Origin of the sequence: Nocardioides sp. Root122 (assembly GCF_001425025.1) — a bacterium.
Taxonomy (GTDB): Bacteria; Actinomycetota; Actinomycetes; order Propionibacteriales; family Nocardioidaceae; genus Nocardioides.
This window is the reverse complement of record NZ_LMDE01000013.1, coordinates 19,311-33,374: the sequence shown is the minus strand read 5'-3', so window position 1 is coordinate 33,374 and position 14,064 is coordinate 19,311. Positions and strand designations below refer to the sequence as shown.

Annotated in this window: 15 protein-coding genes; 10 read left to right on the top strand and 5 right to left on the bottom strand. The window is 72.2% G+C overall.

Going from position 1 to position 14,064, the window contains the following annotated elements:
• Positions 1-72: 72 nt before the first annotated feature.
• From ASC64_RS17265 to ASC64_RS17245, 5 genes are all read left to right on the top strand, one after another.
• Entirely contained in the window at positions 73-1,149 is a 1,077-nt protein-coding gene (locus ASC64_RS17265) for a substrate-binding domain-containing protein (protein ID WP_056908798.1), read from the top strand.
• 84 nt (positions 1,150-1,233) lie between these two features.
• Positions 1,234-2,418 (top strand): Gfo/Idh/MocA family protein, encoded by a 1,185-nt coding sequence (locus ASC64_RS17260; protein WP_056908797.1) that lies wholly within the window; start codon positions 1,234-1,236, stop codon positions 2,416-2,418.
• A gap of 79 nt (positions 2,419-2,497) precedes the next feature.
• A complete protein-coding gene (locus tag ASC64_RS17255) occupies positions 2,498-3,505 on the top strand; it encodes a sugar phosphate isomerase/epimerase family protein (RefSeq protein ID WP_056908796.1) in 1,008 nt (335 codons plus the stop codon).
• A 21-nt stretch (positions 3,506-3,526) separates the two neighbouring features.
• Positions 3,527-4,363: a DUF1707 SHOCT-like domain-containing protein gene (locus ASC64_RS17250; protein ID WP_056908795.1), complete on the top strand. Its 837-nt coding sequence runs from the start codon at positions 3,527-3,529 to the stop codon at positions 4,361-4,363.
• Positions 4,364-4,420: 57 nt separating this feature from the next.
• Positions 4,421-5,452 carry a MaoC family dehydratase gene (locus tag ASC64_RS17245; protein ID WP_056908794.1) on the top strand — a complete coding sequence of 344 codons (1,032 nt, stop codon included), beginning with the start codon at positions 4,421-4,423 and terminating at the stop codon, positions 5,450-5,452.
• Here the strand turns inward: ASC64_RS17245 and ASC64_RS17240 are convergent.
• Positions 5,439-6,515 carry a hypothetical protein gene (locus ASC64_RS17240; RefSeq protein ID WP_056908793.1) on the bottom strand — a complete coding sequence of 359 codons (1,077 nt, stop codon included), beginning with the start codon at positions 6,513-6,515 and terminating at the stop codon, positions 5,439-5,441. The genes ASC64_RS17245 and ASC64_RS17240 overlap by 14 nt on opposite strands.
• Positions 6,516-6,559: 44 nt before the next feature.
• Here ASC64_RS17240 and ASC64_RS17235 point away from each other — a divergent pair, with 44 nt between their 5' ends.
• Both ASC64_RS17235 and ASC64_RS17230 read left to right on the top strand, forming a co-directional pair.
• Complete coding sequence (locus tag ASC64_RS17235) at positions 6,560-7,381, top strand: class I SAM-dependent methyltransferase (protein WP_056908792.1); 822 nt, start codon at positions 6,560-6,562, stop codon at positions 7,379-7,381.
• A 71-nt stretch (positions 7,382-7,452) separates the two neighbouring features.
• The gene (locus ASC64_RS17230) at positions 7,453-7,638 is read left to right on the top strand and encodes a DUF5302 domain-containing protein (RefSeq protein WP_056908791.1); all 186 of its coding nucleotides are present in this window, start codon (positions 7,453-7,455) and stop codon (positions 7,636-7,638) included.
• 12 nt (positions 7,639-7,650) lie between these two features.
• Here ASC64_RS17230 and ASC64_RS17225 read toward each other — a convergent pair whose 3' ends face one another.
• On the bottom strand, positions 7,651-8,835 hold the full coding sequence (locus ASC64_RS17225) for an MFS transporter (protein WP_056908790.1): 1,185 nt from the start codon (positions 8,833-8,835) through the stop codon (positions 7,651-7,653).
• Positions 8,836-8,884: 49 nt separating this feature from the next.
• Between ASC64_RS17225 and ASC64_RS17220 the strand changes: the two genes are divergently transcribed.
• Together ASC64_RS17220 and ASC64_RS17215 are read left to right on the top strand one after the other, a co-directional pair.
• Positions 8,885-9,454, top strand: coding sequence for a histidine phosphatase family protein (locus ASC64_RS17220; RefSeq protein ID WP_056908789.1), 570 nt, complete (start codon positions 8,885-8,887; stop codon positions 9,452-9,454).
• A 1-nt stretch (position 9,455) separates the two neighbouring features.
• Positions 9,456-10,295: a PHP domain-containing protein gene (locus tag ASC64_RS17215; protein WP_056908788.1), complete on the top strand. Its 840-nt coding sequence runs from the start codon at positions 9,456-9,458 to the stop codon at positions 10,293-10,295.
• 112 nt (positions 10,296-10,407) lie between these two features.
• On the opposite strand, the gene ASC64_RS17210 is transcribed toward ASC64_RS17215, so the two are convergent.
• Positions 10,408-10,896: a GNAT family N-acetyltransferase gene (locus ASC64_RS17210; protein WP_056908787.1), complete on the bottom strand. Its 489-nt coding sequence runs from the start codon at positions 10,894-10,896 to the stop codon at positions 10,408-10,410.
• Positions 10,893-11,645 carry an SDR family NAD(P)-dependent oxidoreductase gene (locus ASC64_RS17205; RefSeq protein ID WP_056908786.1) on the bottom strand — a complete coding sequence of 251 codons (753 nt, stop codon included), beginning with the start codon at positions 11,643-11,645 and terminating at the stop codon, positions 10,893-10,895. Before ASC64_RS17205 ends, ASC64_RS17210 begins: the two co-directional genes overlap by 4 nt.
• A gap of 60 nt (positions 11,646-11,705) precedes the next feature.
• Between ASC64_RS17205 and ASC64_RS17200 the strand changes: the two genes are divergently transcribed.
• Positions 11,706-12,551, top strand: coding sequence for a ParA family protein (locus ASC64_RS17200; protein WP_056908785.1), 846 nt, complete (start codon positions 11,706-11,708; stop codon positions 12,549-12,551).
• A 1-nt stretch (position 12,552) separates the two neighbouring features.
• Here ASC64_RS17200 and ASC64_RS17195 read toward each other — a convergent pair whose 3' ends face one another.
• Complete coding sequence (locus ASC64_RS17195; protein ID WP_439956816.1) at positions 12,553-14,043, bottom strand: DEAD/DEAH box helicase; 1,491 nt, start codon at positions 14,041-14,043, stop codon at positions 12,553-12,555.
• Positions 14,044-14,064 lie beyond the last annotated feature (21 nt).

Below are 14,064 nucleotides of genomic sequence, written 5' to 3'. Positions count from 1 at the left end.
CGTCGAGGTCCCCCCGCACTCGGAGCACCACCCGCACCGCCGTACCCACACCGCACACAAGGAGCACAACCCATGCGACTGCGCACCACCACCTCACGGCAGCAGAGCCGCCGCTTCCCCGGCCTCGTGGTCGGCGCGGTCGCCGTCCTGGCCCTCAGCGCCTGCACCGGCAGCGCCGAGGACGCCGCCAACGACGACGAGGGCTCCTCGGACTCCACCCCCGCGGCCGCCGCGGGCGGCAACGACGAGGCCGGCGACACGGTCACCATCGGCTTCTCGGCACCCGCGGCCGACCATGGCTGGATGGGCGCCATCACCCAGAACGTCCGCGACCTCGCCGACGAGTACCCCGACCTCGACCTGCAGATCGCCGAGGGCACCAACGACGTCAGCCTGCAGATCAGCCAGGTCGAGACCTTCATCAACGACAAGGTCGACGCCATCGTGCTGCTCCCGTTCGACGGCGCCGCGATGACGCCGATCGCGCTCAAGGCGATGGAGGCCGGCATCCCGGTCATCAACGTCGACCGCGAGTTCGACGACCCCAACGCCGCGCGCGTCACCGTCCTCGGCGACAACTACGGCATGGGCGTCTCGGCCGGCGAGTACGTCTGCCAGCAGGCCGACGGTGACGAGGACGTGGTGGTCGCCGAGATCGCCGGCATCGACTCGCTCCCGCTGACCCAGGACCGCAGCCAGGGCTTCGAGGACGCGCTCAAGGAGTGCGGTCTCGACGTCGACGCCCGGCAGGCCGCGGAGTTCACCGTCGAGAGCGGCGAGGAGGTCGCCGCCAACCTGCTCCAGGCCGAGCCGAAGATCGACTACCTGTGGAACCACGACGACGACCAGGGCGTCGGCGTCCTGGCCGCCATCGAGAACGCCGGTCGCGACGAGTTCACGATGATCGGCGGCGCCGGCTCGGCCAACGCGATGCGCGCGATCCAGGAGGACTCGGGCGTGCTCAAGGCGACGGTCATCTACCCCTCCACGCAGGGCGCCGACGGCGTCAAGCTCGCCCGCCTGCTGGTGCAGGAGAAGGCGATGGGCGACCTGGTGGAGGTCGAGGTGCCCCGACTGGTGCAGCTCTACGCACCGGTCGTGACCTCGGAGAACGTCGACCAGTTCATCGACACCGCCTTCGAGTCCTGAGGTAGCGGTCGACGCCCCCGCCGCCGGACCGCGGCGGCGGGGGCCCTCCGCCCCTGACCCACCGACGAGACCTGAGGACCACCGATGACGCACCAGCAGGACACCCTGTCCGTGGGGATGGTGGGCTACGCCTTCATGGGCGCGGCTCACTCGCAGGCCTGGCGCAACGCACCGCGCTTCTTCGACCTCCCGCTCCACCCCCGCATGGCCGCGGTGGCGGGCCGCGACGAGGCCAAGGTCGCCGAGGCCGCGGCCAGGCTGGGATGGAAGTCCAGCGAGACCTCGTGGCAGGCGCTCGTCGCCCGCGACGACATCGACCTCATCGACGTGTGCACCCCCGGCGACACCCACGCCGAGATCGCCATCGCGGCGCTCGAGGCGGGCAAGCACGTGCTCTGCGAGAAGCCGCTGGCCAACACCGTCGAGGAGGCGGAGGCGATGGTCGCCGCCGCCGAGAAGGCCAAGGCCTCCGGTGTCCGGTCGATGGTCGGGTTCACCTACCGGCGCGTGCCCGCCATCGGCCTCGCGCGTCGACTCGTCGCCGAGGGCCGGCTGGGCCGGATCCACCACGTCCGGGCGCAGTACCTGCAGGACTGGATCGTCGACCCGGAGGCGCCCATGTCGTGGCGCCTGGACAAGTCGAAGGCCGGGTCCGGTGCGCTGGGCGACATCGGCGCCCACATCGTCGACCTGACCCAGTTCATCACCGGCGACACCATCGCGACGGTCTCGGGGCGGCTGGAGACCTTCGTCAAGGAGCGCCCGCTCCCGGAAACGACCCACACCGGCCTGGCCGGCACCGCGTCGAGCGGGGCCGAGCATGGCACCGTCACCGTCGACGACGCCGCCGCGTTCCTGGCCCACTTCCGTGGGGGCGCGCTCGGTGTCTTCGAGGCGACCAGGTTCGCCAACGGGCGCAAGAACGCGATCCGCATCGAGATCAACGGCTCGCGCGGGAGCATCGCCTTCGACTTCGAGGACATGAACGTCCTGCACTTCTACGACGGCGACGACGACGCGGCGACGGCAGGGTTCCGCCGGATCCTCGCCACCGAGCCCGTGCACCCCTACGTCGCCGCCTGGTGGCCTCCGGGCCACCTGCTCGGCTACGAGCACGGCTTCACCCACCAGGTCGTCGACCTCGTCACTGACATCGCCGGGGGCACGGACCCCGCGCCGTCGTTCGCCGACGGCCTGCAGGTCCAGCGGGTCCTCGCCGCCGTCGAGACGAGCTCGCACGACAACGCCTGGCAGGACGTCCCCGCATGACCGGAGGCGGCCGCTGCACCCGGTCGCCGGCCGGACACCCGCACCGACCAGCAACGCTCGTCCAGAGAAGGAGCTCGCGATGACTCGCCCCGTCACCCTGTTCACCGGCCAATGGGCCGACCTGCCGTTCGAGGAGGTCTGCCGGCTCGCGTCCGGCTGGGGCTACGACGGCCTCGAGATCGCCTGCTGGGGCGACCACTTCGACCCGTGGGCCGCCGTCGAGGACGAGGGCTACGTCGCCGCCAAGCGCGAGGTGCTGGACCGGCACGGCCTGCAGGTCTTCGCGATCAGCAACCACCTCAAGGGTCAGGCGGTGTGCGACGACCCCATCGACGAGCGCCACCGCGGCATCCTGCCCGACCGGATCTGGGGCGACGGCGACGCCGAGGGCGTACGCCAGCGCGCCGCCGAGGAGATGAAGATGACCGCTCGCGCGGCTCGCAAGCTGGGGGTCGACGTCGTGGTCGGCTTCACCGGCTCCTCTATCTGGAAGTACGTCGCGATGTTCCCGCCTGCCACCCAGGACATGGTGGACGCGGGCTACCAGGACTTCGCGGACCGCTGGAACCCCATCCTCGACGTCTTCGACAGCGAGGGCGTGAAGTTCGCCCACGAGGTGCACCCCTCCGAGATCGCCTACGACTACTGGACCACGGTGCGTGCCCTCGAGGCCGTCGACCACCGCGAGGCGTTCGGCCTGAACTGGGACCCGAGCCACTTCGTGTGGCAGGACCTCGACCCCGTCGGCTTCCTCTGGGACTTCAAGGACCGGATCTACCACGTCGACTGCAAGGACGCGAAGAAGCAGGTCGGCAACGGCCGCAACGGGCGCATGGGGTCGCACCTGCCGTGGGCCGACCCGCGCCGCGGCTGGGACTTCGTGTCGACCGGTCACGGGGACGTCCCGTGGGAGCAGTGCTTCCGGATGCTCAACACGATCGGCTACGACGGCCCGATCTCGGTCGAGTGGGAGGACGCCGGGATGGACCGGCTCGTCGGAGCACCGGAGGCGCTGGAGCTCGTGCGGCGCCTGGCGTTCGACGCCCCCGACGCCGCCTTCGACGCGGCGTTCAGCACCACGGACTAGCCGGCCCTAGACTCCCCGCGCATGGAGGGATTCCGTGCGAAGGACGCGGACCGCGACCGCTACGTCGAGGTCATCGAGGCGGCGTACGTCGACGGCCAGCTCGGCGACGCCGACCGCGAGCTGCGGGTGTCCCGCGCGCTGTCGGCCGAGACGCTCGACGAGCTCGAGATCCTCACCCGCGACCTGCAGGTGCCGGCCGGCTTCGTGCCGGTCGCGAACCGCCAGGCGCCGCCCCGCCGCGCGGGAGCCGGCCCGGTGGTGGTCCTGCTGGTGGCGGCGTTCGTCGTGTTCGTCGTCCTCAGCGCGGTCGGGGCACTGGTCCTCTTCGGGGCGAGCGGGGGCTCGGACACCGCCACGTCGGAGGGAATCGGTGTCACACCCGTCCCGGTCACGTCCGGCCGGGCGACGGCGGTGCCCGCGTCCTTCGTGATGACGGCTCCGCAGGTGCGGGCGTTCATCCGGGCCTACGAGGACGAGTTCGGCACCCGCGATGCCTGGGAGGTCGGCTTCTACCCCGAGCGGGTGGGAGTGCAGGTCCCGGTGTCCAGGGCCCGCAGGCGCTTCGAGCACTGGAGCTGGGACGGCACCTGGCGCCAGGACACCCAGGCGTCGGCGGTGCCCGGCCCGCAGGCGCTCGTCGACCTCGGCACCGTCGACGTGCGTCGGATGTTCGCGAACATCGCCCTCGCGGAGAAGACCTTCGACGTGCCGAAGGGCGGGCTCACCCACGTCCTGGTCAACGACCGGGGGCAGGGGCCGGGCGTCACCATCTACATCGGCAACACGTTCGGCGAGACCGGCTACCTCAGGACGGCGCCCAGCGGTGAGGTCATCCGGAGCCATCCCTTCGAGGGGTGACACATCCCACGTGACCATGCGCACCCTGGGCGACCGCGCTGCGGCAGCATGTGCGCCATGAAGACCAACGCCGGCAACTTCTTCGAGGACTTCACCGTCGGGCAGGTGATCGAGCACGCGACGCCGCGGACCGTCACCGAGGGCGACCGGGCGCTCTACGGCGCGATCTACCCGACGCGGTTCGCGATCCCGTCGTCCGCGGAGTTCGCCGCCTCCGTCGGGCTGTCACCGCACCCGGTCGAGGAGCTCATCGGCTTCCACGTCGCCTTCGGCAAGACCGTCCCCGACGTGTCGCTGAACGCCGTGGCCAACCTGGGCTACGCCGAGTGCCGCTTCCACGTGCCGGTCGTGCCCGGCGACACGCTGCGCACCCGCTCGGAGGTCATCGGCCTCAAGCAGAACTCCAACGGCAGGACGGGCGTGGTCTGGGTGCGCTCGACCGCGACCAACCAGCGCGGCGAGGTGGCGATCGACTGGGCGCGCTGGGTGATGGTGCACAAGCGCTCCGCCGAGGCACCCGCACCGGAGACGGTGGTGCCGACGCTGGCGGACGCGGTCGCCCCCGAGGACCTCGTGGTGCCTGCCGGCCTCGACTTCACGGCGTACGACGTCGCAGCGGCCGGCGAGCCGCACCGGTTCGACGACTACACGGTGGGGGAGCGGATCGACCACGTCGATGGCGTCACCCTCACCGACGCCGAGCACATGATGGCGACCCGGCTGTGGCAGAACACCGCCAAGGTGCACTTCAACGCCGAGGCCCGTCCCGACGGCAACCGCCTGGTCTACGGCGGCCACGTGATCTCGCTGGCCCGCGCGCTGTCCTTCAACGGGCTCGCCAACGCCCAGCTCGTCGCCGCGATCAACGCCGGCGCGCACGTCGCCCCGGCCTTCGCCGGCGACACCGTCTACGCGTGGACCGAGGTGCTCGACAAGGCTCCGGTCGACGCTCCGGGGGTGGGCGCGCTCCGGCTGCGCCTCGTGGCCACCAAGGGCCGCGACGAGTCGATGACCCTGCGCGGCGAGGACGGGAAGTACGCCGACGGCGTGCTGCTCGACCTCGACCACTGGGTCCTCATCCCGCGCTGAACCTGGCGAGCAGGTCGGCGGCCACGAGCTCGACGGCCACATCGAGGGAGTCGGCCGGACCGGCACCGAGCCGCTCCAGGACCACACGAGCGGCGGCGAGCAGCTCGTCGTCGCCCACCTCGTCGGGAGTGCGCCCCTCGCGCGGCAGGGCGGGGAGCAGGTCGTCGAGGTCGCCCACGACGTCGTACGCGCTGGCACGCAGGGCGGCGACGGTCTCCTCGGACCGCTCCCTGATCCAGCCGTGATGGCGATCGGGGAGGGCGAACCCCTCCCGCGGCGCCGAGCCGGCGAGCGCCTGGGGGACGAAGGTGCCCTTGACGTGCCGGGTGAGCGCTGGGGAGCGCTGCGGGCGCGGGACGCGCTCGTTGATGCGGCGCAGCAGCTCGGCCTCCACCACCGACAAGGAGTCGTTGGGACGCCGGGCCTCGGTCTCCAGCCCGGCCGGGTCCAGGCCCAGGACGGCGCTGGTGCGCAGCCACAGCTCCTCGCGCGGAGCCCCCGACGGGGGTACGACGACCAGGTGCGCCCGGTCGGCCGGGAGGGCGGCGGACCACAGGGCGAGGATGCCGGGCACGTCCTGGTAGCGCCAGAACTTCTGGTCGCCCTCGCCCCGCCGGACGGTCGCGAGGAAGCGGCGGTAGGGCTGACGGGCACCCATCTTCACCCGCTGCTGCCACGCCGACGGGAGCACCCGTCCCAGGTCACGGGCGGTGAGCACGACGTGCACCTCGTCGGCGGCGCCGGCGAGGTCGGCGAGAGCGGCGGCGACGGCCTCGGGCGGGGTGTCGGAGAAGTGCTCGTTGGTGACGAGCACGTCGCCGGACCACGACCGGGTGTCGTCGACCAGCCGGCGCCAGGCGTCGCGCTCGTGGTCGTCGAAGGTCGCCACCACGTCGCTCATGCCCTTCACGACGGCGGCGGCCGCGAAGTGGTCGCGACGGCCCGACCCGGGCAGCAGCAGGTAGCGGTCGCGGAGGCCGTCGTGCTGCTGCCACCACAGGTCCTGCAGGAACGAGGTCCCCGACTTCGCGGTCCCGACGTGGAGGAACGCGCGGCGAGCCATGGCGGTGACCCTACTGCGGGCCGGTGGTGGGGCAGACTCGGCCCGTGGCCTGGGACCGTGAGTTCTTGTACGACACCTACCCGCGCATCGAGGAGGCCTTCAGCGCCCGCCTCGACGAGAGCCTCGCGCCGCGCGACCCGTCCGTGCTGCTCCAGGTCGTGCGCGAGCTCGGGCTGCGACCCGACAGCCGCGTCGTCGACGTGGGCTGCGGCGAGGGCACGTACGCCTTCCGGCTCGCCACCCACTTCGGCCTGCGAGTGCTCGGCATCGACCCGGTGCAGCGACACCTCGACCTCGCCCGCGAGGTCCGCCGCGACGTGGTGCCGGAGATCGCGTCGCGGGTCTCGTTCGAGCGCGGCTCCGCGACCCGGGTCCCCACTGCCGACGCCTCGATCGACCTCGTCTGGTGCCGCGACGTGATGGTGCACGTCGCGCACCCGGAGGACGCGTACGCCGAGTTCGCCCGGGTGCTGCGTCCGGGCGGCCACGTGGTCGGCTACCAGGTCGTCGCCACCGACCTGCTGCCGCGCGAGGAGGCGGACTGGCTCTTCGCCGTCATGGGCGTCGTGCCCGACAGCGCCGACCCCGCCGTGCTCGACCGCGCGATCGCTGTGTCCGGGCTCGAGGTGGTCGACACGATCGACCTGGCGAGCGAGTGGGGGGAGTGGTCGGAGGAGCAGGAGGGCCGCGCGTCGCGGGCGCTGCTCCACCTCGCGCGGCTGCTGCGCGAGCCGGAGCGCTACCGCGCCGAGTTCGGCGACGAGGCCTACGACGTGATGCTCGGCGACTGCCGCTGGCACGTGCACCGGATGGAGGGCAAGCTCGCCGGCCGGATCGACGTGCTGCGCCGGCCCGGCGGGGGATAACCCCTCGACCGGGCTTGACGCGTTTGGCAGGGTGGCAGTCACCCGACCCACCTCGGATCCAGGAGGACCCCATGGCTGATCAGGACCCCAACGCAGACCTCAAGGCCAAGATGCGCGAGGCCCTCGATCGCAAGAAGGGCCACGATCACCCCGACGACACCGCCGGCTCGCGCGAGAAGGCGCACGGCTCGGAGGTCAACGACAAGAACGTCGCCAAGCCGATGCACCGGCGCAAGGCAGGTGGCGGCGGGGTCTGAGCCCCCGCGTTCTCAGGCGTCGGCGGGCGCGTGGTCGTCCGCCGGCGCGAACGCCTTGGCCAGCCAGAACAGGGCGATGACCAGCACGAGCGGCACCGCGAAGCCGACCCGCAGCGACCCGGCACCGACCGCGCCGGTCATCACCGCCCCGAGCAGGGCGCCCGCGTAGTTGAACTGGTTGAACCGCGCCACCACGGCGTCCACCCGGGCCTGCCGGGTGGCCGGGTCGGCGTTGCGGCCGGCCAGCGCGGCCGCCGCGGAGAAGCTGAGCGGTGCGACGACCGCGACGCCGCAGCCGAGCAGGGTGAAGCCGAGGACGGCCACCTGCCACGTCGGCGAGGCCACGACGACGACCAGCGCGACGAGCGCGACCGCGGCGCCGACCCGCAGCAGCCGCACCGCGCCGACCTGCTCGGTCAGCCGGTCGCCCGCGAGGCGCACCAGGCCGCTGGCCAGCAGGTAGGGCAGGGTCGCGAGGGCGACCAGCTCCTCGGGGGCGGCGAACACGTCGTCGAGGTAGACCGGTCCCCACGTCGCTGCCGCGGTGTCGACCGTGTAGAAGACGACCAGCGCCAGCCCGACCATGACGATCGCGCGCCACGGCACGTCGGTGTCGGTGGACGTCGCTGCCTCGCCGTGGTCGCGCGGCAGGTACGGCGCCACGGTGGCCGCCAGCGGCAGCAGGGCGAGGACGGCGATCGCCGACCACGGCACGTCCGTGCTGGCCAGCGTCAGCACCGCGCCGATCACGCCGCCGAGGGTCCACGCGCCGTGGCACGAGGGCAGCACCACGCGGCCGAGCCGGTGCTCCAGCGCGACGGCCTGCATGTTGCCGGTCGCGTCGACCAGCCCCAGCCCGACGCCGTACGCCGCCAGGGCGACGACGAAGACGCCCTTCGCCGGGGCGAGGACGACCACCGCCACGGAGGCCGCCACGACGAGCAGGCCCACGCGCAGGACCACCGCGCTGTCCAGACGCGGCGCCAGCCGCTCGGCCAGCAGCGAGCCCGCGCCCGCCAGGAGGACCATCATCAGCAGCACGCCCGACAGGGCCAGCTCGCCGAGGTCCCACCGGTCCTGGATGCGCGGGAGACGGGTCGTCAGGCTGATGAAGACCAGCCCCTGGGTGCCGAAGGCGGCCGCGATCGCGAGTCGCGCACGGCCCAGGTCCACGGGGCCGGCGGTGGGTCCACTCATGGCGAGCATCGTGGCAGGAGTCCGGTCCGACCGTGGCAGACTCGCGCGCATGTCCTCCACCGCCGGTCCCGAGCTCTGGTTGGTCCGCCACGGCGAGACCGAGTGGAGCCGCGACGGCAAGCACACCTCCATCACCGACCTGCCGCTCACCTCCGACGGTGAGGAGGCGGCCATCCTGCTCGGCCCGCGGCTCTACGACGTCGACTTCGACCTCGTCCTCACCAGCCCGCGCCAGCGCGCACGTCGTACGGCCGAGCTGGCGGGCTTCGCCGACGTCGAGGTCGACGAGGACCTCGTCGAGTGGGACTACGGCGACTACGAGGGCGTGACCACCTCCGAGATCCGCGAGACGGTGCCCGACTGGTCGGTGTGGACGCACCCCGTGCCCGGCGGCGAGACCGCCGACCAGGTCTCCGCGCGCCTGGACCGCGTCGTCGCCCGCGCCCGTGACCACGACCGGACCCTGGTCTTCGCACACGGCCACTCGCTGCGGGTGCTCACGGCGCGCTGGCTCGAGCAGCCCGCGGCCGAGGGTCGCTTCTTCCGGCTCGACACCTCGACGGTGTCGGTGCTCGGCTTCGAGCGGGAGACGCCGGCCCTGCTGAAGTGGAACAGCTGACGTGCGGATCGACCTCCACACGCACTCGTCCGCGAGTGACGGCACGGACACCCCGGGCGCGCTCGTGCGCGAGGCGAAGGCGGCCGGCCTCGACGTCGTCGCGCTGACCGACCACGACGCCACCTCCGGCTGGGCCGAGGCCCAGCAGGCGGCCGACGAGGTCGGCATCACGCTGGTGCCGGGTCTCGAGATCAGCACGAAGCTCCAGCACCGCGGCGTGCACCTGCTCGCCTACCTGCCGGACCCGACCCACGGCCCGCTCACGGACGTCCTCGACCGCATCATCGCCGGGCGCACCGAGCGCACGCCCGCGATCGTCGCCGCTCTCCAGGCCCACGGCATCGACGTCACCGAGGACGACGTACGCCGTGAGGCGGGGGGATCCGTCGCCGCCGGTCGTCCGCACGTGGCCGACGCGCTGGTCCGGCGGGGCGTGGTCGCCGACCGGGCCGAGGCCTTCGCGACCCTGCTGAGCCCGGGCCAGCCGGGCTACGCCAACCGCTACGCGCCCCCGCTGGAGGAGATGATCCCGATCGTCGTGGAGGCGGGCGGCGTCCCCGTCATCGCCCATCCCTGGGGGCGCCGCGGCGGCACCGTGCTCACCGAGGAGACCTTCGGCATGCTCGCTGAGCTGGGCCTCGCCGGGATCGAGGTCGACCACCAGGACCACCCGCCCGAGCTCCGCGCCCGGCTCCGCGCCATCGCGGCCGACCTCGACCTGCTCGTCACGGGCAGCAGCGACCACCACGGCCTCGGCAAGGTCGATCACGACCTCGGGGTCAACACCACCGACCCCGAGCAGTACGAGCGGCTGGTCGCCCTCGCGGCGCCTCGCCCGTGACGCCCGTCCGTCGGTGCACCCAGAAGGCAGTTCGCGCCTCCGGCATCTCGGACCACGCTCAGCCCGTCGCCTGAGGCGATGAACTGCCTGCACGGTGCGGCTCGGGGAGTGACTACCGGCGCACCATCCGGCGCTCGAGCCCGACGTCCTCGGGCTTGGTGGCGCCGTCGAAGCGGAAGCCCTGGCGCTCGTAGAACCCGATCGCCCTCGCGTTGCCGTCGAGGACCCACAGGTAGGCGTCGGAGTCGCTGATCGCGGCAGTGAGCAGCGCGTGCCCGACGCCCGTGCCGTACGCCGATGCCCGCACGTAGAGCCCCATCAGCTCCAGCGGCGGCAGGCCGTCGGCGGGGTCGTCGCGGCCGGGACCCGTGCTGGAGAAGCCGACGAGCGTCCCGTCGGCCGCCCACGCGAGCAGGTTGGCGCTGGAGCCCGTCTCGATGATCGTGCGCCAGCTCGTGACCCGCTCGTCGCGCCGGGCGCGCCGCTCGGTGAAGACCGACGTCGGCATCAGCGCGGCGTAGGCCTCCTCCCAGACGTCGAGGTGCAGGTCGGCGAACGCCTCGGCGTCCTCGGGGCGAGCGGGGACGATCCGCGCCGTCACCGGCGGCCCATGCTCTGCGTCAGCCGGAGCACGCGGTTCGGGATGGCCTTGGTGAGGGCGATGATCGTCTTGTACTGCGCGCCGGGGATCGAGTAGGCGCGGCCCTTCTCGAAGTCCTCCAGCGCCTTGCGCACGAGGAAGTCCGGCTCGAGCCACATGAAGCCGTCGCCGCGGGTGACCTTCATCCGCTCGTGGAACTCGGTCTTGGTGAAGCCGGGGCACAGCGCCATCACCTTCACGCCACGCGAGCCGTACTCCAGGTGGGCCCACTCGCTGAAGCTGTTGACCCAGGCCTTGGCCGCGGAGTAGCTGCCGCGGGGGAGGAAGGCGGCGACGCTGGAGACGTTGATGATGCCGCCGTGGCCGCGCTCGGTCATCGCGCCGAGGGCGGCGTGGCTCAGCCGCAGGACGGCGGTGACCAGCACCTCGAGCATGGCGGTCTCGTCGTCGGCGCTGTTGTCGAGGAAGCGCTGCTTCAACCCGAAGCCGGCGTTGTTCACGAGCAGGTCGACCGGTCGCGCGCGGTCGGCGACGCGGGCCTCGACCGTGGCGAGCTGGTCGCGGTCGACGAGGTCGGCGACCAGGACCTCGACGTCGACCTGGTGCGCTCGGCGCAGCTCCTCGGCGACCGCCTCGAGGCGCTGGGCGTCGCGGGCGACGAGGACGAGGTCGTCGCCGCGGGCGGCGAGCTGGTGGGCGAACTCGAGGCCGATGCCGGCGGTTGCACCGGTGATGAGCGAAGTCGTCATGGCGTCAGCATTTCAGGACGACCCCGCTGTGTGCGACCCGGTCCGGCACAATGGCGATCGATGAGCACCAAGAGCCGTGGTCCGGCCCCCGTCACGCTGGCCGTCGCCAACCAGAAGGGCGGGGTTGCCAAGACGACCTCGGTCGCCTCGATAGGGGCCGCGCTGGCCGAGCTGGGCCACCGCGTCCTGCTCGTCGACCTCGACCCGCAGGCGTGCCTGACGTTCTCCCTCGGCATCGACCCCGAGGACCTCGACGTCTCCGTCCACCACGTGCTGACGCAGGGCGTGGACGCCACCGAGGTGATCCTGGAGACCGAGGACGGGGTCGACGTGCTGCCGGCGACCATCGAGCTGGCCCGGGCCGAGGCCGACCTGCTGACCCGCACCGGGCGCGAGCACGTCATCAAGAGCACGCTCGAGCAGCTCGCCGAGGACCTCGGCGACGAGGCGTACGACTGGGTGCTGCTGGACTGCCCGCCCTCGCTGGGCGTGCTGACGGTCGCGGCGCTGACCGCCGCCGACGGCGTGCTCGTGCCGCTGCAGTGCGAGACGCTCTCGCACCGCGGCGTCGGCCAGCTGCTCGACACCGTCCACGACGTACGCCGCTTCACCAACCGCGGCCTGGAGGTGTGGGGCGTGCTGCCGACGCTCTACGACGGCCGCACCAACCACTCGCGCACGGTGCTGGAGACGATCAGCGAGACCTACGACCTCGAGGTCGTCGAGCCGCCGATCCCCAAGACGATCAAGTTCGCCGAGGCCCCGGCGGCCGGCCGCTCCATCCTGGCGACCAGCCGCAGCAGCAAGGGCGCGAAGGCCTACCGCGAGGTGGCCGAGAACCTCGTCGCGCGGGCGTCACGGCCGAAGCCGAAGAAGACTGCGAAGAAGACCCCGAAGAAGCGCTGACTCACGCCTTCGGCGCCTCGACGGACTCGCCACCGCGAGTGCGGCGACGGCTGCGGTTGCGGCGGCGCGGGGCGTCGCCAGACTTCTCCGAGGAGGCCGAGGAGGCCGCGCCCGAGCCCGAGTCCGACCCGCGACCCGAGCGACCGCCCGAGCGCTCGCGCGGGGCCCGCTCCTTCTTCTCCACCGGGGCGGGGTCGACGATCCGACCCTTGGTGCCGACCGGGATGCCCTGGTCGTGGAAGAGGTGCTCGGAGGTCGAGTAGGTCTCCTGCGGCTCCGGGAAGGGCAGGTCGAGGGTCTTGTTGATCATCTTCCAGCGGTGCACGTCGGCCCAGTCGACGAACGTGATCGCGATGCCCGAGGCGCCCGCGCGGCCGGTGCGGCCGATGCGGTGGACGTAGGTCTTGTCGTCCTCCGGGCAGGTGTAGTTGATGACGTGCGAGACACCGCGCACGTCGATGCCGCGAGCCGCGACGTCGGTGGCGACGAGTACTCGGATCTTGTCCTCGCGGAACTTGGCGAGTGCCTTCTCGCGCGCGACCTGAGCCATGTCGCCGTGCAGCGGCGAGGCGCTGAAGCCGCGCTCGACCAGGTCGTCCGCGACGCGCTGCGCCTGACGCTTGGTGCGGGTGAAGACGATGATCTTCTCGGCGTCCTCGGCCTGCAGGACCCGGCCGATGATCTCGGGCTTGTCGAGGTCGTGGGCCAGGTAGATGAACTGCGCCGTGGCCGGCACCATCGTGGTGTCGTAGGACGACTCGGCGCGGATGTTCATCGGGTGGCGCATGTGCGTGCGGGCCAGCGCGACGATCGCGGCCGGCATGGTCGCCGAGAACAGCATGGTCTGGCGCGTCTCCGGGGTCTTGGAGAGCAGCGTGATGACGTCGGGCAGGAAGCCGAGGTCGAGCATCTCGTCGGCCTCGTCGAGCACGAGCGCGTGCACGTGCGAGAGGTCGAGGGCGCGGCGGTTGGCCAGGTCGATGAGGCGGCCCGGGGTGCCGACCACGATGTCGACGCCGGCGTCGAGGGTCTCGAGCTGGGTGTCGTAGCCGACGCCGCCGTAGACGGTGAGGACACGCAGGCCGGTGTCGGCGCTGGCGATCGACAGGTCGCTCGAGACCTGGAGCGCGAGCTCGCGGGTCGGGGCGACGATGAGTGCCTGCGGCTTGCCCTGCGGCATGTCGGCGTAGGCCGGGTCGCGCGGGGAGACCGAGCGCTGCAGCACCGGGATGCCGAAGGCGAGCGTCTTGCCGGTGCCCGTGCGGGCCTGGCCGATCAGGTCGGTGCCGAGCAGGGCGACCGAGAGGGTCATCTCCTGGATGGCGAAGGGGGTGGTGATGCCGGCGCGCTCGAGCGCGTCGCAGATCTCGGTCTGCACGCCGAGGTCACGGAAGGTGGTCGTCACGAATGGAGTCGCTTTCGGATGAGTTGGATGTCCCACGCGTATGCGGTCAGCCACTCGGAGAAGGCAATGCCAACCGCGCACATACAGGCGGCCACCGGCAGGTTTCGC

Bases quoted from the DNA above. Each gene is read 5' to 3' on its own strand.
- ASC64_RS17265 (WP_056908798.1), top strand. From the start codon at position 73: ATGCGACTGCGCACCACCACCTCACGGCAGCAGAGCCGCCGCTTCCCC.
- ASC64_RS17260 (WP_056908797.1), top strand. From the start codon at position 1,234: ATGACGCACCAGCAGGACACCCTGTCCGTGGGGATGGTGGGCTACGCC.
- ASC64_RS17255 (WP_056908796.1), top strand. From the start codon at position 2,498: ATGACTCGCCCCGTCACCCTGTTCACCGGCCAATGGGCCGACCTGCCG.
- ASC64_RS17250 (WP_056908795.1), top strand. From the start codon at position 3,527: ATGGAGGGATTCCGTGCGAAGGACGCGGACCGCGACCGCTACGTCGAG.
- ASC64_RS17245 (WP_056908794.1), top strand. From the start codon at position 4,421: ATGAAGACCAACGCCGGCAACTTCTTCGAGGACTTCACCGTCGGGCAG.
- ASC64_RS17240 (WP_056908793.1), bottom strand. From the start codon at position 6,515: ATGGCTCGCCGCGCGTTCCTCCACGTCGGGACCGCGAAGTCGGGGACC.
- ASC64_RS17230 (WP_056908791.1), top strand. From the start codon at position 7,453: ATGGCTGATCAGGACCCCAACGCAGACCTCAAGGCCAAGATGCGCGAG.
- ASC64_RS17225 (WP_056908790.1), bottom strand. From the start codon at position 8,835: ATGAGTGGACCCACCGCCGGCCCCGTGGACCTGGGCCGTGCGCGACTC.
- ASC64_RS17220 (WP_056908789.1), top strand. From the start codon at position 8,885: ATGTCCTCCACCGCCGGTCCCGAGCTCTGGTTGGTCCGCCACGGCGAG.
- ASC64_RS17205 (WP_056908786.1), bottom strand. From the start codon at position 11,645: ATGACGACTTCGCTCATCACCGGTGCAACCGCCGGCATCGGCCTCGAG.
- ASC64_RS17200 (WP_056908785.1), top strand. From the start codon at position 11,706: ATGAGCACCAAGAGCCGTGGTCCGGCCCCCGTCACGCTGGCCGTCGCC.